Below are 18,541 nucleotides of genomic sequence, written 5' to 3'. Positions count from 1 at the left end.
CTCAGCGAAGGGGCGCGAGCATGGCGCTCATCTGGTCGATCTCCTGCTGCTGGCCCTTGATGATCGTGGCGCAAAGGCTGCGGATCTCAGGATCCTTCACCGGCGCGCGTCCGCACATCAGGATCGCGCCAGCGTGATGCGGGATCATCGAGCGCAGGAACTCGCGGTCGCCGACCAGCCACTGCTGGCGAATGGCCGCAAAGCACAAGACCCCGATGACGAGGCTGGACGCGACCAAGCCGCGGTTGAGGCCCTTGCGCGGATACATCATGCCCATGAGCACGAGTTCGAGCATGACCATCGGCGCGGTCATCAGGCCGGCCATGTAGGCCTGGTTGAAGCTTGGATGGATGTTCGCGGCCCTGTCGACCATGGCGTACATCAGGACATACATGGCCAGGAACGACAGCACGGTCATGGCGGCCAGGCGCAGGTAGGGCCTGTGGTGTTGATGGTCTTTGGGCGCGTGGTGCTCGGCCATGACTGTTTTCCGCTCCTGGAGCCCGGCGCAACCACGCGCCGGGGCGAGGTTTTCCAGCGGGTTGCGATGCTCCCACAACCGGCGAACGGCGCCCCCGTTCCGCCTCTGAAAATATTCACCGCGACCGCGCCAAAGGTCGAGGGATGGTCCAGGCCGCTGCGTATTGGACCAGATGGCGGCTTTCAGGCCCCGCCTCCAAGCCGTCGCCAGTCCGCGCGCGTCGCGGCAAATCGCATTCGGGGATTGTCCGGACATGACGAGGCCGTGTGACCGCGCTAAGCTCGCCCGATGCTAAGGCATGCGCTCGCTTTCCTGGCCGCCGTGGCCCTCGCGTTCAGTCCGCTGGCGGTCAACGCCGCGCGGGCTGATTGCGACATGGCCGGCATGGACGCGATGAGCATGATCGCCATGGCCCCCGCCGGCGACGACGTGGCCCAGGCCGAGCCCTGCTGCGATCACGGCAAGACCATGTCGGCCAAGGATTGCGCCAAGGCCTGCGCGATCAGTTGCGCCCTGTCCGTTGCGGCCCCCTGCCCGGGCTCGGAGACCCCGATCGCCGTCGGCTATCGCGTCGAGACCCGCTGGTCCAACACCAGCGGCCGCACCCACCGCCTCATCCCCGAAGATCCGCCCCCCCGAACGATCGCCTAGGACCGGCCCGAGGGCCGATCCCCGCCATCGCTGGTTTCACGCCCCGGTCCTGCCGGGCGCGCGTGATCGCCCGCGCTTTCGCCGGCTGGCTTTTCGATCTTCAAGGATGACCTTCATGTCTCCCCGCCTTCCCGCGCTGGCGCTCGTCTCCGGCCTAGCTTCCGCGACGACCGTCTCGGCCGCCACGCCACGCGCCTGCGGCTATTTGCGGGCCGCCCAACCGGCCTGCCTGGCTCGCTAGCTCGGCCGGGACGGGTGGGGCCGATCCCCTGTCTTCGCCCGTCCCGTCCGGCCCCGGCGAAGCGGCTGCAAACGCTTCGCCGGGGCGCTGGCCCCTCACGGCTTCCTCCAGGATTTTCGTCTCCATGCGTATTCTCCCCCTTCTGGCCGGGCTGAGCTTGGCGAGCGTCGCCCACGCCGCGCCCCTGACCTACGCCCAGAGCCTCGACGCGGCCGCGGCCAATGCGCCGGCGCTGCGCGCCGCGGCCCTGCAGGTCGAGGCCGCCAAGGCCTCGGCCAAGGCGGCCGGCGCCCTGCCCGATCCCAAGCTCGCCGTCGGCCTCGACAACTTCCCAGTCTCGGGTCCGCCGGCCGGTCGGTTCGGCACCGACGAGATGACCATGGGCCGGGTCGGCTTCAGCCAGGACATGCCCAGCGCCGCAAAGCGCCACGCGCGGATCGGCCGCGCCGAGGCCGACATCGTCGCGGCGGGCGCCGAGGGCGCGGTCGAGGCCCGCCAGGTCCGTGTCGCCACGGCGCTCGCCTGGATCCAACTGCTCTATGCCCAGCGCAAACTCGCTGCGCTCGATGGGGTGGTCGCCCAGCTGGCCCCGCTGTGGGACGCCGCGCCGTCCGGCGTCGCCTCGGGACGATCAAGGCCGGCCCAGGCGCTGGAGGCGGCCCAGATGCGCGCCGCCCTGGAAGACCGCCGCAGCGAAGCTGTCTCCGAACTGGGGCGCGCCCGCGCCATGCTGGCCCGCTGGACGGGCGACGCCGATCCACAGGCCGTTGGCCAGGGGCCCGATCTCGACCTTGCCCCTGCCAGTCTCAGGGCGGCGATCGATCGCAATCCCGCCGTGCTGGCGAAAGACGCCGCCGCCCTTCAGGCCCAGGCCGATGTCGCCCTGGCCAAGGCCGACAAGCGCCCCGACTGGAGTTGGGAGGTGGCCTATCAGCGCCGCGACCCGATGTTCGGCGACATGGTCTCGGCCGGGGTCAGCATCAGCCTGCCGCTGTGGGGCAAGAGCCGCCAGGACCCGATGATCGCGGCGCGCGCCGCCAGCGCCGGCCGCGCAGACGCCGAGCGTGAGGACACGCACCGGGCGCTGGCCGCTCAGCTCGAAGCCGATCTCGCCGACCACGTCATGCACCACGAGCAATGGCTGCGGGCCCGCGACACGCTGCTGCCGCTGGCCAAGCAAAAGGCTCAGCTGGAGACCGCCGCCTATGGCGCCGGCACGGCCGGTCTGCCCGATGTGCTGACCGCGTTCTCTGGCCTGGCCGACGCCCAGCTCACCACCCTCGATCGCGAGGCCGCCGTTGCCCTCGACGCCGCCCGCCTGACCCTGACCTACGGAAACGACCAATGACCCCGTCCCCCTCGATGAAGGCGCTGCTCGCGGGCGCCGCCGCCCTGGTCGTCCTGGCTGGAGCCGGTGGCTACGGCCTGGCCCGCCTGACCGCCAAGCCGGCGATGTCGCAACCCTCGGCCGACGACCGCAAGGTCCTTTACTGGTACGACCCGATGGTCCCGGCCCAGCACTTCGACAAGCCGGGCAAGTCGCCGTTCATGGACATGCAGCTGGTGCCCAAATACGCCGGCGAAGCCGAGGCAGGCGGTTCGGCGGCGGGCGTGCGCATCGATCCGTCGGCCGCACAGAACCTGGGCTTCCGGCTGGCGACCGTGGAGGAAGGCGCGCTTTCCAGCGGCTTGACCGCCACCGGGATCGTCGACTTTAACCAACGCGACGTCGCCGTGGTCCAGGCCCGCAGCGGCGGGTTCGTGCAGCGGGTCTACGGCCGCGCGCCCGGCGACGTGATCGCCGCCGGTGCGCCGCTGGCCGACCTGCTGGTTCCCGAATGGGGCGGCGCCCAGGCCGAATACCTCGCCGTCCGGCGCACCGGCGACGCGGCCCTGACCGCCGCCGCCCGCCAGCGCCTGCGCCTCTTGGGTATGCCCGACGGCGTCGTCGCCGGTCTCGACCGCGACGGTCGGCCACGCACGACGATCACCGTCACCGCGCCCTTGGGCGGGGTGATCTCCAAGCTCGACGTGCGGGCGGGCATGACCGTGGCCTTGGGCCAGACCCTGGCCGAGATCAACGGCCTCTCGAAGGTCTGGGTCACGGCCGCCGTGCCTGAGGCGCAGGCCGGCCAGCTGCGTCCTGGCCAGGGCGTCGGCGTCACCCTGGCGGCCTATCCGGGCGAGACCTTGCGCGGGACGGTCCAGGCCGTGCTCCCGCAGGCTCAAGGCGACAGCCGCACCTTGCAGGCGCGGATCGAACTGCCCAACCGCGACGGCCGCCTCAAGCCCGGCATGTTCGCCACCGTCGCCTTCGACGCGACGACCCGCACCACCTTGCTGGTCCCATCCGAGGCGGTGATCCGCACCGGCGCGCGCAACGTCGTGATGCGGGCCTCGGACGGCGGCCGCTACCAGGCCGTCGAGGTTCGGACCGGGCGCGAGGCTGGAGGCCGGACGGAGGTCCTGGCGGGACTGTCTTCGGGGCAGCGGATCATCGCCTCGGGTCAGTTCCTAATCGACTCCGAAGCCAGCCTGGCCGGCTTGCAGGTCCAGCCACTTCCGGCGTCAGGACCTCCAGCGTCGCCGAGCGACATGAGCATGGCCAAGCCTATGACGCCGGCCAAGCCCGCGCTGGCCGAAGCTGTCGGCCGCGTCGAGCAGGTGACGAAGGACGGCGTCACCCTGTCCCACGGTCCCGTGCCAGCGATCGGCTGGCCGGCCATGACCATGACTTTCCGCGCCGACCCGATGCTGCTGAAGGGCTTGAAGGTCGGCGACCAGGTCAGCTTCGCCTTCGATCCGCCGCCGGCCGATCCCACCGTCCGGCGCATCGCCAAGATCGGCGGTGGTGCATGATCGCCGCCCTGATCCGCTGGTCGGTCGCCAACCGCTTCTTCGTGCTGCTGGGCGCCCTGGCGCTGATCGTGGCCGGCGGCCTGGCCGTGCGCTCGACCTCGATCGACGCCTTGCCCGACCTCTCCGACACCCAGGTGATCATCCGCACCAGCTATCCGGGCCAAGCCCCGCAACTGGTCGAAAACCAAGTCACCTATCCCTTGGCCACCACCATGCTGTCGGTGCCCGGAGCCAAGACCGTGCGCGGCTATTCGTTCTTCGGCGACAGCTTCGTCTACGTGATCTTCGACGACAAGACCGACCTCTACTGGGCCCGATCGCGGGTCTTGGAATATCTCAACCAGGTTCAGTCGCGCCTGCCCGAAAGCGCCCGCCCAGCCCTAGGTCCCGACGCCACAGGGGTCGGCTGGGTCTATGAGTACGCCTTGGTCGACAAGACCGGCGGCCACGACCTCAGCCAGCTGCGCTCGTTGCAGGACTGGTTCCTGCGCTATGAGCTGAAGGCCCTGCCGGGCGTAGCCGAGGTCTCGGCGATCGGCGGCATGGTGCGCGAGTATCAGGTCGTGCTCGATCCGCAGAAGCTGGCCAGCTTCGGGGTCACGCACCAACAGGTCGTCGCCGCGCTGAAGGGCGCCAACGCCGAGACCGGCGGTTCGGTGCTGGAGCTGGGCGAGGCCGAGTACATGGTCCGCGCCACCGGCTATCTGAAGACGATTGAGGACTTCCAGGCCGTGCCGTTCAGGACGGCGGCCGGCGGGATCCCCGTGCGTCTCGGGGACGTGGCCACGATCCAGGTCGGCCCGGAGATGCGACGCGGCATCGCCGAACTCAACGGTCAAGGCGAGGTGGCCGGTGGGGTGGTGATCTTGCGCTCCGGCGAAAACGCCCGCACCACGATCGCGGCGGTGAAGGCCAAGCTGACCGAGCTGAAGAAGAGCCTGCCGCCCGGCGTCGAGGTGGTCACCACCTACGACCGCTCGGGCCTGATCGACCGCGCCGTCCATAACCTGACCGGCAAGCTCCTGGAGGAATTCCTGGTCGTCGCCCTGGTCTGCGCCCTGTTCCTGGGCCACCTGCGTTCGGCCCTGGTGGCGATCATCTCGCTGCCGCTGGGCGTCCTGGCCGCCTTTCTGGTCATGAAGAGCCAGGGCGTCGACGCCAACATCATGTCGCTGGGTGGCATCGCCATCGCCATAGGAGCCATGGTCGACGCGGCCGTGGTGATGATCGAGAACGCCCACAAGAAGCTGGAGCGATGGGCCCACGAGCATCCGGGTGAGACCCTGGCTGGCGAGACCCGCTGGAAGGTGATCACCGAGGCCGCCGCCGAGGTCGGTCCGGCGCTGTTCTTCAGCCTGTTGATCATCACCCTGTCGTTCATCCCGGTCTTCACACTACAAGCGCAGGAAGGCCGGCTCTTCCGCCCCCTGGCCTTCACCAAGACCTACGCCATGGCGGCGGCGGCCGTCCTGTCGGTGACCTTGATCCCGGTGCTGATGGGCTATTTGATCCGGGGCCGTATCCCCGACGAGGCGTCCAATCCGATCAACCGCGTGCTGACGGCGGCTTATCGCCCGCTGCTGGACCGGGTGATGCATCGCCCCAGGACGACGCTTGTGGTCGCGCTTCTGGCCTTTGCCACCACCGCTTGGCCGCTGGCCCATCTGGGCGGGGAGTTCATGCCCAACATGGACGAAGGCGACCTGCTCTATATGCCCTCGGCCCTGCCGGGCCTGTCGGCCGCCAAGGCCGGACAGCTCCTCCAGCAGACCGACCGGATGATTAAGACCGTACCGGAGGTCGACAGCGTGTTCGGCAAGGCCGGCCGCGCCGAGAGCGCCACCGATCCGGCCCCGCTGGAGATGTTCGAGACCACCATCCGCTTCAAGCCGCGCGACCAGTGGCGGCTGGGCATGACGCCCGACAAGTTGGTCGCCGAGCTCGACCAGCGCGTACGCGTCCCGGGCCTCACCAATGTCTGGGTGCCGCCGATCCGCAACCGTATCGACATGCTGGCCACCGGCATCAAGAGCCCGATCGGGGTCAAGGTGTCGGGGGCCAACCTGGCGGAACTCGACCGCATCGCGCGCGAAGTCGAGGGCGTGGCCAAGAGCGTTCCCGGGGTCAGTTCGGCCTTGGCCGAGCGGCTGACCGGCGGGCGTTATGTCGACGTCCGCATCGACCGGGCCGCCGCCGCGCGGTTCGGGCTCAACATCGATGACGTCCAATCGATCGTCTCCGGCGCGATCGGCGGCGAGACCATCGGCCAGACGGTCGAGGGCCTGGCGCGCTATCCGATCAGTGTCCGCTATCCGCGTGAACTGAGGGATAGCCTGGAAGGCCTGCGGGCCCTGCCGGTGCTGACGCCCGGCGGCGCCCAGATCACCCTGGGCACGGTGGCGCAGGTCCAGATCGCCGACGGGCCGCCGATGCTCAAGAGCGAGAACGGCCGACCCACGACCTGGGTCTATGTCGACGTTCGAGGCCGTGACCTGGCTTCGGTCGTCGGCGACCTGCGCCAAGCAGTGACCCAGAAGGTGCGGCTCTCGCCCGGCGTCAGCGTCTCCTACTCGGGGCAGTTCGAATATCTGCAGCGGGCCGCCGACCGGCTGAAGATCGTCGTGCCGGCCACCCTGCTGATCATCTTCGTGCTGCTCTACGTGATCTTCCGTCGCTTCGACGAAGCGGGGCTGATTATGGCTACCTTGCCGTTCGCCCTGACCGGCGGGATTTGGACGCTGTACCTGGCAGGCTTCCATCAGTCGGTGGCCACCGGCGTCGGGTTCATCGCCCTGGCCGGGGTCTCGGCCGAGTTCGGGGTGGTGATGCTGATCTATCTCAAGCACGCCATGGACGCCCTGGGTCCCAACCCCACGCCCGACCAGGTCGAGGCCGCCGTACGAGAAGGCGCCCTGCTGCGGGTGCGGCCCAAGGCCATGACCGTGGCCGTGATCCTGGCGGGTCTGGCGCCGATCCTCTGGGGTCATGGCGCGGGTTCCGAAGTGATGAGCCGCATCGCCGCCCCGATGATCGGCGGCATGCTCACCGCGCCGCTGCTGTCGATGTTCGTGATCCCGGCCGGCTACCTGCTGCTGCGCCGCCGCCAGGCCCGCCCCCCCGCTTCTGCTTCCACTTCAGCCTAGGAGATTAACCCGATGAAGACCCTGTCCCTGACCCTGGCCGCCCTGCTAGCGACGACCAGCCTGGCCGCCTGCGGCCGCAAGGCCGAAGCGCCCGCGACGCCCGCCGCTCCAGCTCCCGCCGCCACTCCTGCTCCAGCGAGCAACGCGATGGCCGGCATGGACATGGCTCCGGCCGACAAGATGGCCAAGGGCGTCGGCGTCGTGAAGGCGATCGACAAGGCCGCCGGCACGATCACCCTCGACCACGAAGCCATCCCCCAGGCCGGCTGGCCGGCCATGACCATGGGCTTCAAGATTGCGCCGGCCCTGCTGGACGGCGTCGCGATCGGCGATCATGTCGCCTTCGACCTGAAGCTCCATGACGGCGCGGGCGAGGTGACCGCGATCAGCAAGCGATAGCGGCTTGGCCGGCGGGCGCGGATCGATGTTCGCGTCCGCCGATCCTGTCACCCGCCAAGGTCAGGGTCTCGCCCATGGCGCGGCGGAGATCGTGTCTTGCCCCGCGCCGCCGGCCTTCGCGCCAAGCGTCTGGATCAGCGGGCATCCTGGATCTTGCCCGGCCTCGCACGCTTTCACAGCGTCCGCCAAGACCCGTTCCATCCGCCGAAGGTCGGCGATCCGGGCACGCACGTCATGAAGGTGGGCCGCCGCCAGATCGCGAACTTCGGCGCAGGCGGCGGCTTCATCGGTCGCCAAGGTCAGCAAGGCGCGGACTTCATCCAACTTGAACCCCAGCTCCCGCGCTCTACGCACGAAGCTCAGCTGCTCGACGTCCCGGGTCTCATAGGTCCGGTAGCGTCCTCGGCGCAGGGGCGCGGAAATCAAGCCGATCCGCTCGTAGTAGCGGATCGTCTCGATGTTGCAGCCAGTACGACGAGCAAGTTCGCCGATCTGAATTGCCTGGCCAGCCATGGTTCGCGGTCTTCGATTAGGGCTTGAGTCTGTAGTCGCTACAGATGGCATCTTGGCGCGGATCGCAACAGCAGGTGATGGCGTGATGACAAGACGCGGGCTTGGGACACCGGGCGACGGAACGCCCCGGCGCATGACGGAGGCGGCCTTGAGCTGGACCGCGCTGACAGCGGCGGCCAGTGCGGTGCTGGCCTGGGCGGCTTGCTGCATTTTGCCGATGTCCCTGGCGCTGGCGGGCCTGGGCTTGGGCGGTCTTGGCTGGATCGCGGGTCAGCGCGCTTGGCTCACCCTTCTGGCGCTGGGCGCCATCGGCGCGGGCTGGGCCCTGACCTGGCGACGGGCGCGGAGGTGTCGGATCGACAACGCCTGCGCTGCCCCCTCGCGGCTGGAGGTGGGTCTGTTGGGCGCGGCCACCCTTCTCGTCGTCCTTGCCATGCTCTGGCAGCCGATCATCGAACCTTGGGCCCTGGGCCTGATCCGGAATGCGCGCCGATGAGCGATGTCCAGATCAAACCTCAGTCGACCCTGACCTGTCCGCAATGCGGCCACAAGGCCACCGAGACCATGCCTACCGACGCCTGTCAGTATTTCTACGACTGCCGAGGCTGTGGCGCGGTGCTGAAGCCCAAGCCGGGCGACTGCTGCGTCTACTGCTCCTACGGCGACGTTCCGTGCCCACCGATTCAGAAAAATTGCAGCGCGTGTTGCGGGTGAGTACTACAGCCCGCCTCACCTCGATCTAGCCGGCTTTAGATGAAATTGACCTCCAGTGGGCCGCCGCCTAGAGTACTTAGCCCTCGACACCTTCAAGGGTCATCGGGCCGGGGCGGTGCGGCAGCCTCAGGCGGCGGGATGGAGCCTAAATCGCTCGTTCCTGAACGTGCCGGACGTCTCGCGTATCCCGCCCTGGCCGAAAGCTGGGATCGACATCAGGTCCGACCAATGCCCATATCGGGAGCCACTATGTGAAGCAGTGGGTCAAAGACGGCCTCAGCCCGCGGGCAGCCCGGACCGCTGTCCGAAACGGATAGCTGAACACACTCGCAACCGGCCTGCAGCGTTGAAGATATCGGCCGAAAGCGCAAGAGTGTCGGCATTGCAGCTAGCGGGGGACCGTGGGGGTTGGCGTGTTAGGGCAGCTTCGTCAGGTGGTGGTGGCCATGGCCGCCCTGCTAATGGCGGTGCTCGCCCTGCTGATGCCGGTCGACCGGACCCATCTTGACGCCGACCTCTTCGGGGCCGCGCCCTCCACGATCGCTGAGGACCCGGAGCGCCCCGTCGGTAGGACAGACGATCGCGTCTCGGCGCCGTCGACGCCGACCGATCTCCAGACCTCAGAATCGCCCGCCTCGGGCGCCCATCAGCACCATGCCGATGGCCCCTCCCTCTTTGGGTCGACCGCCCATGCGATCGAACCCACGGTCTCGCTCGCCATGGTCGTCCGGTTCCACCTGACGAACGACCGCAGCACGGGCCTGACCAGCAACCCGCAAGACCGTCCGCCCAAACCCGATCTCGAATCCATCGCCTAGACCGCGCGGCCACGGCCGCGCCCTCCGTGTTCGAGGAATTCCATGTCTCAGAAATCTATCGGCCGCATGCCGCGGCTCTGCGCGTCGGTGCGCGCCGGCCCCCTCCTGTCCTACCCGTCACTAGCCGGAAGCAACGCCTCGTGACCCCGATCCACGATCTGACGCTCTATGCCGCCGCCCACCCCTGAGCCCTGACCGCCGCCGTGCTGTTGGTTTTCATCGCCCTAGTCGCGGTACTGATCTTGGTCTGGATGCACCGGTTCGAGGGGGTGCTGGCGCTCTACCACGACGGCGATGGCGGAGACCCCCATTGCATCTATCTCGACAATGGGGCCATTCGGCTGGAGATCATTCGCCGCCGGGCGGCCTGGAACTTCCGCGTAACCCCGCTCCTGGGAAGCCTCCAAGCCGACCAAGTCGTCGTCGCCACGCTGCGCGCCGACGGCCTTGGACTGAGGTTCGTTTTCGACCGACGGAACGGTCGGCTGGAGTCGACCGCCAAGGTCCGCGAGCCCCTAACGTTCGTGGCGCACGTGTCGATCACCCGCGGCTCCACGGTCAGCGAGTTCGTCGTCCTGTTTGACGGGACCGAGAAGGACGGCGCGCTCGTCAGGCCGGCTGATGGGGCTCGGGCCGCCTGACGAACGGATCATGGCGGCGTAGCCAGCCGCGCGCGGGACGCTCCACGCCATGATAGACCGCAACGGAGACGAACATGCAGAAGACCAGGACACCGCCCCAGGCCACCCACGCCCAGCCGCCGACCGGCCGCACGAAGCGATCGAGCAGCTCGAAATAGGCGATGTCGACCGGTAGGTGGGTCATGTAGACGGCGTAGGAGACCTCGCCCAGATAGACCATCAGCGGCGCCGGCCAGGACGCCGCCCCGCCCGGCCTTCGCCGTCTCGGCGGTGCAGTAGATGAGCGCCGCCAGACCCAGCCAGGTCCAGCGATCGGCCAGGCCCAGCGTCGCGGCCACGACGATCCAGACCACGGCGACGCCCATGCCCGTGTGCGCCACCAGCGTGGGCGGCGCGCGGGTCGAACCGAGCCTATGGAGCGCCACGCCCATGGCGAAGGACGGGATGATCCGCAGCACGCCGCCGTGCGCGGTCAGCCTGGTCAGCGATCCGCCGTAGGCCTGAACGATGGCGTCGAGCGAAAAGAACAGGGTTGCCGCCAGGACGACCGCCACGATCGGACGTCGGCGCAGGGTCAACGACGCCAGGGCGAAGGCGGGGAAAGTCAGGTAGGCGAACCACTCGGCCGAGATCGACCAGGAGGGAAAATTCCACTGCACGGTCGGCGTCGCCCACCAGGCGTGGACCAGTAGTAGATGTTGGGGGATGGCGGCCGGATCGAAGGCCGCGGCCTCGAACCGGGCGCCGGCCCAGCGCCCCAGCCCCCACAGCATGATGGTCGCGCCGAGAGTCAGAAGGTGGACCGGATAGAGCCGCGCCAGGCGCGCCCAGAGAAACGAGCTGTAGGGGAAGCGACCTTCCGCCCAGGCGCGCACATAGACGTGGGACAGGATGAAGCCCGACAGGATGAAGAACAGGTCCACCCCAAGGTAGCCCTTGTCGATCATGCCGACCTGCTCGAGGTCGAGGCCGAGCCGGTTTCGGAAGTGATAAACGAGCACCCATCCGGCCGCGACGATGCGCAAGCCCGTCAAGGATTTGAGGTCAGCTGGATACATGTCGTCCCCCGACGGCGACGGGATGGCACCCGAGCGTCCCCGAACGCGGGTGGCGCTCCTGGTGCCGCGCGCCCTAGCCTTCGCCGATCATCCCGCCGTCGCGGCGGGTCTCGGTTTCACTTTCGACGCCTTCGACATTGCCGCGATAGACGCCGCCCTCGTCGATCATGCCGCCCTCTTCGGGGGGCGAACGATCGGATGGCGGCGCGGGCTGGGGATCTGGCTTGAGCGGGGATTTTGGATCGGTCATCTTCGGCTCCTCGACATAGACCCTTGCGGGTCGGGGCTAGCTTGATCGCGGCCTCAGGCGGGCGGCGCGCTGTGATGACGGTGGCCGCTATAGGCGACGACCTGGACCTTGCCCAGGGTCGCCAGACCGACATCGGCCGCCACTTCGAGCGTCGCGGCCAAAGCGTCGAGCTTGGACCGGGTATCGACCATCTCGACGATCAGGTGCTGTTCAGGCGCCAGGTCGCGGGCCTTGGCGCCATGCAGCACCGCCTCGCCGAAGGCCTCCTCGATGCGCAGCACCGCCGCGCCAGCGATGTCCATGGCGCGGGCGCGCTCGATCAGCACCGCGTCATAGGCCACGCCGTTCAAGGTCGCCTCGGCGTCGAGATAGATCCTCAGGATGTGCAGGTCGTCTTGGGCCACGGGTCACCTCACTCTCTAAAATCCTGGCGCGCCCCGGAACGCGGACGCGCCTTACGCTCATTCAGCCGGCCGCCTAGGCGTGCCGATCTTCCTCCGCGCACTCCACGACCTCGGTCTGGATCGTGACGTGATGCAGGTCGAAGTCGGTCTCCAGCCGCGCAGCGATGGCCTTGCGGACATCCTCACCCACTGCCCCGTCGGCCAGCACGACATGGACGGTGCAGACGGCCTGGTCGGCGCCGGTGGTCCACAGGTGCAGCTCATGGACGCTGGCGACGCCGAGCATCTCGGTGATGGCCTTGCGCACGCCGGCCAAGGCCATGCCCGGAGGGGCGCCTTCCAGCAGGATGCGGGAGGTGTCCTTCAGCAGGATCCAGGTGCGCGGCAGCACCCAGAGGCCGATGCCGATGGCGACGATCGGGTCGACGAAGCGCCATCCCGTGAACTTGATGACGACGGCGCCGACGATCACGCCCAGCGAGCCGAGCATGTCGGCCCAGACCTCCAGATAGGCGCCCTTGACGTTGAGACTCTTGTCTTTGTGGCTGCTGAGCAGGCGCATGGAGACCAGGTTGATGACCAGGCCCAGCACCGCGACGATGAACATCCCCACCGACCCGACCGGCTCGGGATTGACGATGCGCTTGACGCCCTCGACCAGCACGTAGATGGCCACGCCGAACAGCAGGATGGCGTTGAAGGCCGCGGCGAGGATTTCAAAGCGCCGATAGCCGAACGTGAATTCCTCGGTCGCCTTTTTCTGACCGACGCGGATGGCGGCCAGAGCGATGGCGAGGGCGGCGGCGTCGGTGAACATGTGCGCCGCGTCCGACAGCAGCGCCAAGCTGTTGAAGGCGATGCCGGCGACGACCTCGGCGATCAGAAACGTCGAGGTCAGCGCCAAGGCGATCGCGAGCCTGCGGCCATTGGCCTGGCTCGCGCCGTGATCGTGTCCCGCTCCCATCGAAAACGTCTCCCTTTCCCGTGCGCCGAGACGCGCCTGCCAAGTTTGAGGGATCAACGCACGAAACCGATCAATTGTGGGCGTCGCGCGTGATCCGATGGTCTATTTCTTATCGAGAATGGAAAGGGTGGCCTTCTCCATCGCGTCCTGGGTGTCCAGGACGTTGAGATTGGCCTCGTAGGCTTTCATGGCCTGCTTGAGGTCGAGGCTCTCGGCCAGGCTGTTGACGTTGGGCAACAGCACGTAACCGGCGGCGTTGGCCGCCGGGTGGCCAGGGTCATAGGCTTGCGGGAATGGCTTGGGATCGGCCTTCACCCCGCTCAGCACCACGCCCTCGTCGCCGCCCATGGGCTCGACCTTGAAGACGGGAATCTGGCGTCGATAGGGCTCGCCGCCGGGAGTTCTGGCGGTCGAGTTGGCGTTGGCGATGTTCTCGGCCAGGATCTGGATACGCTTCTTCTGGGCCTGCAGCCCCGACACGGCGATGGCCGTGCTTCCCCCTTCGATCGACGACTTGGTCATGGACTGTCTCCGGACTTGGGTTTGAAGAAAAAGACGGCGCGCCGAGACCTGCTCGGCGCGCCGCCCTTGGCTCAGCTGTGTTCAGGACTCCGGATTTCGGCCTTGCGCAGGACGAACCGGCAGATGGCCGGCAGCACGAACAGGGTCAGGGCCGTGGCCGTGATCAGGCCGCCGATGACGACGGTGGCCAGCGGGCGCTGGACCTCCGCGCCGGTGCCCGTCGCCAGCGCCATGGGCACGAAGCCCAGGGACGCGACGAGGCCGGTCATCATCACCGGCCGCAGGCGTTCCATGGCCCCGTCGATGATCGCCTTCTCCAGCGCCATGCCGGTGGCCAGGCGCTGTCGGATGGCCGTCATCATCACCAGGCCGTTCAGCACCGCCACGCCCGAGAGCGCGATGAAGCCGACGGCGGCCGAGACCGAGAACGGGATGCCCCGCAGCGCCAGGCCAAACACCCCACCGGCCAAGGCCAGCGGAATGGCCGAGAACACGGCCGCGGCCGGCGCGATGCCACCCAAGGCCATATAGAGCAGGCCGAAGATCAGCAGGAAGCAGAGCGGGACCACGAGCGCCAGGCGGCCTTGGGCAGCCTTAAGGTTCTCGTACTGACCACCCCAGACCAGCCAGGAGCCGGCCGGCAGCTTGACCTGCGCATCGACCTTCTGCTGGGCCTGCGTGACGAACGAGCCCAGGTCCGCGCCGCGAACATTGGACTGGACGACGACGCGACGCTTGCCGTTCTCGCGGCTGACCTGGTTGAGGCCTTCCGAATAGGAGAACTTGGCCACGTCGCGCAGCGGCACAGATGCGCGGGCCCCGCCACCGGCCCGTTCCGGCAGCATCACCGGCAGGGCGCCGACGGCGTCCAGGTCGTTGCGGCTGGCGTCCGGCAGGCGGACCACCACGTCGAAGCGGCGGTCGCCCTGGAAGACCAGGCCGGCCTCGCGACCGCCCATGGCCACGGCCAGGGTGTCGGCGACCTCTTCGACCGTCAGGCCCAGGCGGCCGATGGCGTCGCGGTCGAGCTGAACGTCGAGGGTCGGGAAGCCAGAGGTCTGCTCGACCTTGACGTCCGCCGCGCCCTTCACCGTCCGCAGGACCGTGGCGATCTCCTCGGCCGTTCGGCTCATGGCATCGAGATCGTCGCCATAGACCTTGATGGCCACATCGCCGCGCACACCGGCGATCAGCTCGTTGAAGCGCATCTGGATCGGCTGGCTGAACTCGTAGGCGTTGCCCGTCAGGCCTTCCAGCTTGCTCTCGATACGGCCGATCAGCTCGGCCTTGGTCTCACCCTTGTTGGGCCATTCCTTCTGGGGTTTGAGGATAATGAAGGCGTCCGAGGCGTTGGGCGGCATGGGGTCGCTGGCGACCTCGGCCGTGCCGGTCTTGGAGTAGACGAAGGCCACTTCGGGGAAGCCTGCCACGACGCGCTCGATCCGCCGCTGCATGCGCAGAGACTGTTCCAGCGAGGTCGACGGGATGCGCAGGGCCTGGACGGCCATGTCCTTCTCGTCGAGCTGAGGCGTGAACTCCCGGCCCAGGAACCCGAAGGTCACTGCGGCGACGACGAAGATGCCGGCCGCCGCGCCAATCACAGGCCAGGGCTTGGCCACGACCTTGCGCAGGGCCGGTTCGTAGCGGGACTTGGTCCAACGGACCGGCGCGACTTCCTTCTCGGCCACCTTGCCGTTGATCAAGATGGCGATCATGGCCGGGATGAAGGTCAGCGACAGCACGAAGGCGCCGGCCAGGGCCAGCATCACGGTGATGGCCATCGGCGAGAAGGTCTTGCCCTCGACACCGGTGAAGGTCAGCAGCGGGGCGTAGACCAACAGGATGATCGCCTGGCCATAGACGGTGGGCGAGATCATCTCGCGGGCGGCTTCACGGGTTTCGCCAAGACGCTCCGACAGGGTCAGGAGACGGCCCTCGTGGTGCTGGCGCTCGGCCAGGCGCCGCAGGGCGTTCTCGACGATGATGACGGCGCCGTCGACGATCAGGCCAAAGTCCAGCGCGCCCAGGCTCATCAGATTGCCCGAGACGCCAAGCTTGTTCATGCCGATCGCGGTGATCAGCATCGACAGCGGGATGACCAGGGCCGTGATCAGGGCGGCGCGGAAGTTACCCAGCAGCAGGAACAGCACCACGATGACCAGCAGCGCGCCTTCGGTCAGGTTCTTCTCGACCGTCTTGATGGTCGCGCCGACCAGCTTGGAGCGGTCGTAGACCACCTGGACCTTGATGCCGGGCGGCAGGCTCTTGGTGACCTCGGCCAGCTTCTCGGCCGAGGCGCCGGCCACGGTGCGGCTGTTTTCGCCGGTCAGCATCAGGACGGTGCCGACCACGACCTCCTCGCCATTCTCCGAGGCCGCGCCGGTGCGCAAGGCGCCGCCGAGCTTGACCACGGCGACGTCGCGGACGCGGATCGAAACGCCTTCGCGCGCGGCGACCGTGGCGTTGGCGATCTCGTCGACCGTGCGCACGCGGGCGTCGGCGCGGACGAGGAAGGCTTCCCCGCCCTTCTCGACGAAGTTGGCGCCGACCGCGAGGTTAGCCGCCTCCAGGGCCTTGGCCAGGTCGTTGAACGACACGCCCAGCGAGGCCATGCGCACAGCGTCCGGCTGGACGATGAACTGCTTTTCGAAGCCGCCGATGGAGTCGACGCCGGCCACGCCCGCGACCGAACGCATCTGGGGCCGCACGATCCAGTCTTGCACTTCGCGCAGGAAGGCCGCCTGGGCTGTGGAATCCGACAGTCGCTCGCCCGTAGAGGTCAGGTAGGTTCCATCGCTTTGCCAACCGGGGGCGCCGTCGGTGACCTTGGCGCCCTTCCCGCCCGGATGCTCGTAGGCCACGGTCCACATCAGGACCTCGCCGAGACCCGACGAGATTGGGCCCATGGCCGGTTCGGCGCCGGCGGGCAGACTTTGGCGCACCTGGGTCAGGCGCTCGGCCACCTGCTGGCGGGCGAAGTAGATGTCGGTCTTTTCCTTGAAGACGATGGTGACCTGGGAAAAGCCGTTGCGTGAGATCGAGCGGGTCGACTCCAGACCGGGGATGCCGGCCATGGCCGTCTCCACCGGGAAGGTGACGAGCTTTTCCACCTCGGCCGGGGCCAGGGTCCCCGAGACGGTGTTGATCTGCACCTGCTTGTTGGTGATGTCGGGCACTGCGTCGATCGGCAGGCGCACGAGGTTGTAGACGCCCAGGGCCGCGACCAGCGTGACCAGAGCGATGACCGCCCAGCGGAAGCGAACGGAAAGGTCGAGGATGCGGCCGATCATCGGGCCACCTCGCCGGTTTCCATGGCGTGTGGTTTGGCGGCGTAGCGGACCTGCAGCCTGGTCACCGACGCCCGCTGCACCAGCGGCAAGGTCGCCTCGTAGCGAGCCGGTTCGCGATCCATGCGCTGGGGACTGAGCGCGGCCAGGCGTGTGGGCACGGTGATGGCCCAGTGACCGTCAGGATCGTAGGCGCTGATGTCGAGGTGAGCGGTGACAGGTGGCAGGCTTGCACCAGACGCGCGCCGGATCAGGCCAAAGACACGCAGACCGCTTGCGGTGTCGCGCGCCGAGGCAGTGATGATCTCGACCTCCCGACCGCCGAGGCGGTCGATGGTCACGCTATCCTTGGCCACGGCGGCCGAGGCGGTGAAGCTCGCGGCCAGGGCGGCCACGGCGAGGATGACCTTAGTCCTCATGGCTCGCCTCCCCCTTGCCGAGTTCGGCCTTGAGCAGGAAGGCGCCTTTGCCGGCGATCTGCTCGCCGGCGCGCACGCCCGAGAGGATCTCGACGTGACCGCCGCCGCGGCGGCCCACCCGGACCGGGCGCGGCTCGAAGCCCTCCTTGGTGCGGACGAAGACGACCTCCGCGCCATTGACCGTCTGGACGGCTTCATCGGGTGCGGAGATGCGACCCTCTGGGCCGGCGGCCGGACCGCGCGGGGTGATCCGCGCGCGCAGGGCCTGGCCGGGTGTCAACATCGGAGCGCGGCCGCTGACGGCCAGCACGGCGGTAGCCGAGCGGTTCTCGGCGTCCAAGGCTGGCGTGATGCTGCGCACCGTGGCGTTCACCGAGCCGCTGGCGGTCTCCAGGATGGCCGTGTCGCCTGGCTTGACGCGCTGGGCGTCGGCGACCGGCAGGGCCGCCTGGATCTCGATGCGGCCCGGGTCGGCGACGCGGAAGAGTTCGGAACCGGCCGTGACATAGGCGCCGAGCGTGGCGCTAGCGGCGGTGATCCGGCCGGAGATCGGGCTGGTGACCGCCAACGTACGACCGTTGCCGCTGACGCCGGCGGCGGCGCTGGCGCCGCTGGCGCGGCGCAACTCCGACTCGGCGATGGCCGCCTCGCGCTGGGCGGCTTCGAGGTCCTGGCGAGCGGTGATCTTGGCGTCGAACAGGCGCTGCTCGCGGACCAGGGCCTGGCGGGCGGCAGCGGCCTTGGCGGCCGCGGTGCTACGGTCGGCGCTGATGGCCGCGGCGTCGCGGCTTTCTATGGCGGCGATCACTTCACCGGCGGCGACGGGGTCCCCCAGGCGCTTGTTGATGCGGACGATAGCCCCGTCGGCGCGGGCCGCCAGGATCGCCGCGCCGTTGGGCGTGGCCACCACGGTGGCCTGGGCCGAAACGGCGGCGTCGAGGCCGCCGCCGGTGAGGGTCAACAGTTGGATGCCATCGGAGACGATGCGATCGGCGGTCATGCCCACGTGGGGCTTTTCGCCGGCGTGGTCTTCCTTGGCCTCGGCCGCGGGGGCGTCCTTGGCCGGCGAAGACAGCAGGGACTTGCCGACCAGCGCGCCGACGCCAGCGGCCAGCAGGCTACTGACCGCCACGGCCGTCAGCAGGGTCTTTCGATCGTTGGATTTCATGGTGAGCTT

General features: G+C 68.5%; 20 protein-coding genes. 10 read left to right on the top strand and 10 right to left on the bottom strand.

Annotated elements, in window-relative coordinates; genetic code table 11:
• Position 1: 1 nt before the first annotated feature.
• On the bottom strand, positions 2-481 hold the full coding sequence (locus tag CSW60_RS16755) for a DUF305 domain-containing protein (protein WP_062099713.1): 480 nt from the start codon (positions 479-481) through the stop codon (positions 2-4).
• Positions 482-769: 288 nt separating this feature from the next.
• Here CSW60_RS16755 and CSW60_RS16750 point away from each other — a divergent pair, with 288 nt between their 5' ends.
• From CSW60_RS16750 to CSW60_RS16730, 6 genes are all read left to right on the top strand, one after another.
• The gene (locus CSW60_RS16750) at positions 770-1,132 is read left to right on the top strand and encodes a hypothetical protein (RefSeq protein WP_062099714.1); all 363 of its coding nucleotides are present in this window, start codon (positions 770-772) and stop codon (positions 1,130-1,132) included.
• A gap of 115 nt (positions 1,133-1,247) precedes the next feature.
• Positions 1,248-1,373: a hypothetical protein gene (locus tag CSW60_RS24260; protein WP_255357039.1), complete on the top strand. Its 126-nt coding sequence runs from the start codon at positions 1,248-1,250 to the stop codon at positions 1,371-1,373.
• Positions 1,374-1,497: 124 nt separating this feature from the next.
• Entirely contained in the window at positions 1,498-2,721 is a 1,224-nt protein-coding gene (locus CSW60_RS16745) for a TolC family protein (RefSeq protein WP_062099715.1), read from the top strand.
• The gene (locus CSW60_RS16740) at positions 2,718-4,232 is read left to right on the top strand and encodes an efflux RND transporter periplasmic adaptor subunit (protein ID WP_062099716.1); all 1,515 of its coding nucleotides are present in this window, start codon (positions 2,718-2,720) and stop codon (positions 4,230-4,232) included. The genes CSW60_RS16745 and CSW60_RS16740 overlap by 4 nt, the downstream gene beginning before the upstream one ends.
• Complete coding sequence (locus CSW60_RS16735; RefSeq protein WP_062099717.1) at positions 4,229-7,375, top strand: efflux RND transporter permease subunit; 3,147 nt, start codon at positions 4,229-4,231, stop codon at positions 7,373-7,375. The genes CSW60_RS16740 and CSW60_RS16735 overlap by 4 nt, the downstream gene beginning before the upstream one ends.
• A gap of 12 nt (positions 7,376-7,387) precedes the next feature.
• Positions 7,388-7,774 (top strand): copper-binding protein, encoded by a 387-nt coding sequence (locus tag CSW60_RS16730; protein WP_062099718.1) that lies wholly within the window; start codon positions 7,388-7,390, stop codon positions 7,772-7,774.
• A 60-nt stretch (positions 7,775-7,834) separates the two neighbouring features.
• On the opposite strand, the gene CSW60_RS16725 is transcribed toward CSW60_RS16730, so the two are convergent.
• Positions 7,835-8,287 (bottom strand): helix-turn-helix domain-containing protein, encoded by a 453-nt coding sequence (locus CSW60_RS16725; RefSeq protein ID WP_062099719.1) that lies wholly within the window; start codon positions 8,285-8,287, stop codon positions 7,835-7,837.
• Between the two features lie 148 nt (positions 8,288-8,435).
• Here CSW60_RS16725 and CSW60_RS16720 point away from each other — a divergent pair, with 148 nt between their 5' ends.
• The 4 genes from CSW60_RS16720 to CSW60_RS16705 all read left to right on the top strand — a co-directional run bounded on the left by CSW60_RS16720 (position 8,436) and on the right by CSW60_RS16705 (position 10,460).
• The gene (locus CSW60_RS16720; RefSeq protein WP_231737590.1) at positions 8,436-8,783 is read left to right on the top strand and encodes an MFS transporter permease; all 348 of its coding nucleotides are present in this window, start codon (positions 8,436-8,438) and stop codon (positions 8,781-8,783) included.
• Positions 8,780-9,001: a GDCCVxC domain-containing (seleno)protein gene (locus tag CSW60_RS24325; protein ID WP_082749784.1), complete on the top strand. Its 222-nt coding sequence runs from the start codon at positions 8,780-8,782 to the stop codon at positions 8,999-9,001. The genes CSW60_RS16720 and CSW60_RS24325 overlap by 4 nt, the downstream gene beginning before the upstream one ends.
• Positions 9,002-9,414: 413 nt before the next feature.
• Entirely contained in the window at positions 9,415-9,819 is a 405-nt protein-coding gene (locus tag CSW60_RS16710; protein WP_137803452.1) for a hypothetical protein, read from the top strand.
• Positions 9,820-10,022: 203 nt separating this feature from the next.
• Positions 10,023-10,460 (top strand): FimV family protein, encoded by a 438-nt coding sequence (locus CSW60_RS16705; RefSeq protein WP_062099722.1) that lies wholly within the window; start codon positions 10,023-10,025, stop codon positions 10,458-10,460.
• Positions 10,461-10,468: 8 nt separating this feature from the next.
• Here CSW60_RS16705 and CSW60_RS16700 read toward each other — a convergent pair whose 3' ends face one another.
• The 8 genes from CSW60_RS16700 to CSW60_RS16670 form a co-directional block, all read right to left on the bottom strand.
• Entirely contained in the window at positions 10,469-11,518 is a 1,050-nt protein-coding gene (locus tag CSW60_RS16700; protein WP_062099723.1) for an acyltransferase, read from the bottom strand.
• Between the two features lie 73 nt (positions 11,519-11,591).
• Positions 11,592-11,768, bottom strand: coding sequence for a hypothetical protein (locus CSW60_RS23505; RefSeq protein ID WP_156447825.1), 177 nt, complete (start codon positions 11,766-11,768; stop codon positions 11,592-11,594).
• Between the two features lie 53 nt (positions 11,769-11,821).
• Positions 11,822-12,172 carry a DUF190 domain-containing protein gene (locus CSW60_RS16695; RefSeq protein ID WP_062099724.1) on the bottom strand — a complete coding sequence of 117 codons (351 nt, stop codon included), beginning with the start codon at positions 12,170-12,172 and terminating at the stop codon, positions 11,822-11,824.
• Positions 12,173-12,245: 73 nt separating this feature from the next.
• Positions 12,246-13,136 carry a cation diffusion facilitator family transporter gene (locus CSW60_RS16690; RefSeq protein WP_062099725.1) on the bottom strand — a complete coding sequence of 297 codons (891 nt, stop codon included), beginning with the start codon at positions 13,134-13,136 and terminating at the stop codon, positions 12,246-12,248.
• Positions 13,137-13,238: 102 nt separating this feature from the next.
• Complete coding sequence (flgC, locus tag CSW60_RS16685; RefSeq protein ID WP_062099726.1) at positions 13,239-13,658, bottom strand: flagellar basal body rod protein FlgC; 420 nt, start codon at positions 13,656-13,658, stop codon at positions 13,239-13,241.
• A 71-nt stretch (positions 13,659-13,729) separates the two neighbouring features.
• Entirely contained in the window at positions 13,730-16,948 is a 3,219-nt protein-coding gene (locus CSW60_RS16680) for an efflux RND transporter permease subunit (protein ID WP_099538407.1), read from the bottom strand.
• A complete protein-coding gene (locus CSW60_RS16675; RefSeq protein WP_062099738.1) occupies positions 16,945-17,364 on the bottom strand; it encodes a hypothetical protein in 420 nt (139 codons plus the stop codon). The genes CSW60_RS16680 and CSW60_RS16675 overlap by 4 nt, the downstream gene beginning before the upstream one ends.
• Complete coding sequence (locus CSW60_RS16670; protein ID WP_062099737.1) at positions 17,354-18,532, bottom strand: efflux RND transporter periplasmic adaptor subunit; 1,179 nt, start codon at positions 18,530-18,532, stop codon at positions 17,354-17,356. Before CSW60_RS16670 ends, CSW60_RS16675 begins: the two co-directional genes overlap by 11 nt.
• Between the last annotated feature and the right edge of the window lie 9 nt (positions 18,533-18,541).

The organism is Caulobacter sp. X (genome assembly GCF_002742635.1).
Taxonomy (GTDB): Bacteria; Pseudomonadota; Alphaproteobacteria; order Caulobacterales; family Caulobacteraceae; genus Caulobacter.
The sequence above is the reverse complement of the archived record's forward strand: the minus strand, read 5'-3'. Positions and strand labels throughout refer to the sequence as shown.

What these genes read in the sequence shown, in the direction of transcription:
- flgC (WP_062099726.1), bottom strand. Translation starts at nt 13,658, where the DNA reads ATGACCAAGTCGTCGATCGAAGGGGGAAGCACGGCCATCGCCGTGTCG.
- CSW60_RS16745 (WP_062099715.1), top strand. Translation starts at nt 1,498, where the DNA reads ATGCGTATTCTCCCCCTTCTGGCCGGGCTGAGCTTGGCGAGCGTCGCC.
- CSW60_RS16690 (WP_062099725.1), bottom strand. Translation starts at nt 13,136, where the DNA reads ATGGGAGCGGGACACGATCACGGCGCGAGCCAGGCCAATGGCCGCAGG.
- CSW60_RS24325 (WP_082749784.1), top strand. Translation starts at nt 8,780, where the DNA reads ATGAGCGATGTCCAGATCAAACCTCAGTCGACCCTGACCTGTCCGCAA.
- CSW60_RS16680 (WP_099538407.1), bottom strand. Translation starts at nt 16,948, where the DNA reads ATGATCGGCCGCATCCTCGACCTTTCCGTTCGCTTCCGCTGGGCGGTC.
- CSW60_RS16725 (WP_062099719.1), bottom strand. Translation starts at nt 8,287, where the DNA reads ATGGCTGGCCAGGCAATTCAGATCGGCGAACTTGCTCGTCGTACTGGC.
- CSW60_RS16700 (WP_062099723.1), bottom strand. Translation starts at nt 11,518, where the DNA reads ATGTATCCAGCTGACCTCAAATCCTTGACGGGCTTGCGCATCGTCGCG.
- CSW60_RS16730 (WP_062099718.1), top strand. Translation starts at nt 7,388, where the DNA reads ATGAAGACCCTGTCCCTGACCCTGGCCGCCCTGCTAGCGACGACCAGC.
- CSW60_RS16670 (WP_062099737.1), bottom strand. Translation starts at nt 18,532, where the DNA reads ATGAAATCCAACGATCGAAAGACCCTGCTGACGGCCGTGGCGGTCAGT.
- CSW60_RS16675 (WP_062099738.1), bottom strand. Translation starts at nt 17,364, where the DNA reads ATGAGGACTAAGGTCATCCTCGCCGTGGCCGCCCTGGCCGCGAGCTTC.
- CSW60_RS16740 (WP_062099716.1), top strand. Translation starts at nt 2,718, where the DNA reads ATGACCCCGTCCCCCTCGATGAAGGCGCTGCTCGCGGGCGCCGCCGCC.
- CSW60_RS16755 (WP_062099713.1), bottom strand. Translation starts at nt 481, where the DNA reads ATGGCCGAGCACCACGCGCCCAAAGACCATCAACACCACAGGCCCTAC.
- CSW60_RS16750 (WP_062099714.1), top strand. Translation starts at nt 770, where the DNA reads ATGCTAAGGCATGCGCTCGCTTTCCTGGCCGCCGTGGCCCTCGCGTTC.
- CSW60_RS24260 (WP_255357039.1), top strand. Translation starts at nt 1,248, where the DNA reads ATGTCTCCCCGCCTTCCCGCGCTGGCGCTCGTCTCCGGCCTAGCTTCC.
- CSW60_RS23505 (WP_156447825.1), bottom strand. Translation starts at nt 11,768, where the DNA reads ATGACCGATCCAAAATCCCCGCTCAAGCCAGATCCCCAGCCCGCGCCG.
- CSW60_RS16735 (WP_062099717.1), top strand. Translation starts at nt 4,229, where the DNA reads ATGATCGCCGCCCTGATCCGCTGGTCGGTCGCCAACCGCTTCTTCGTG.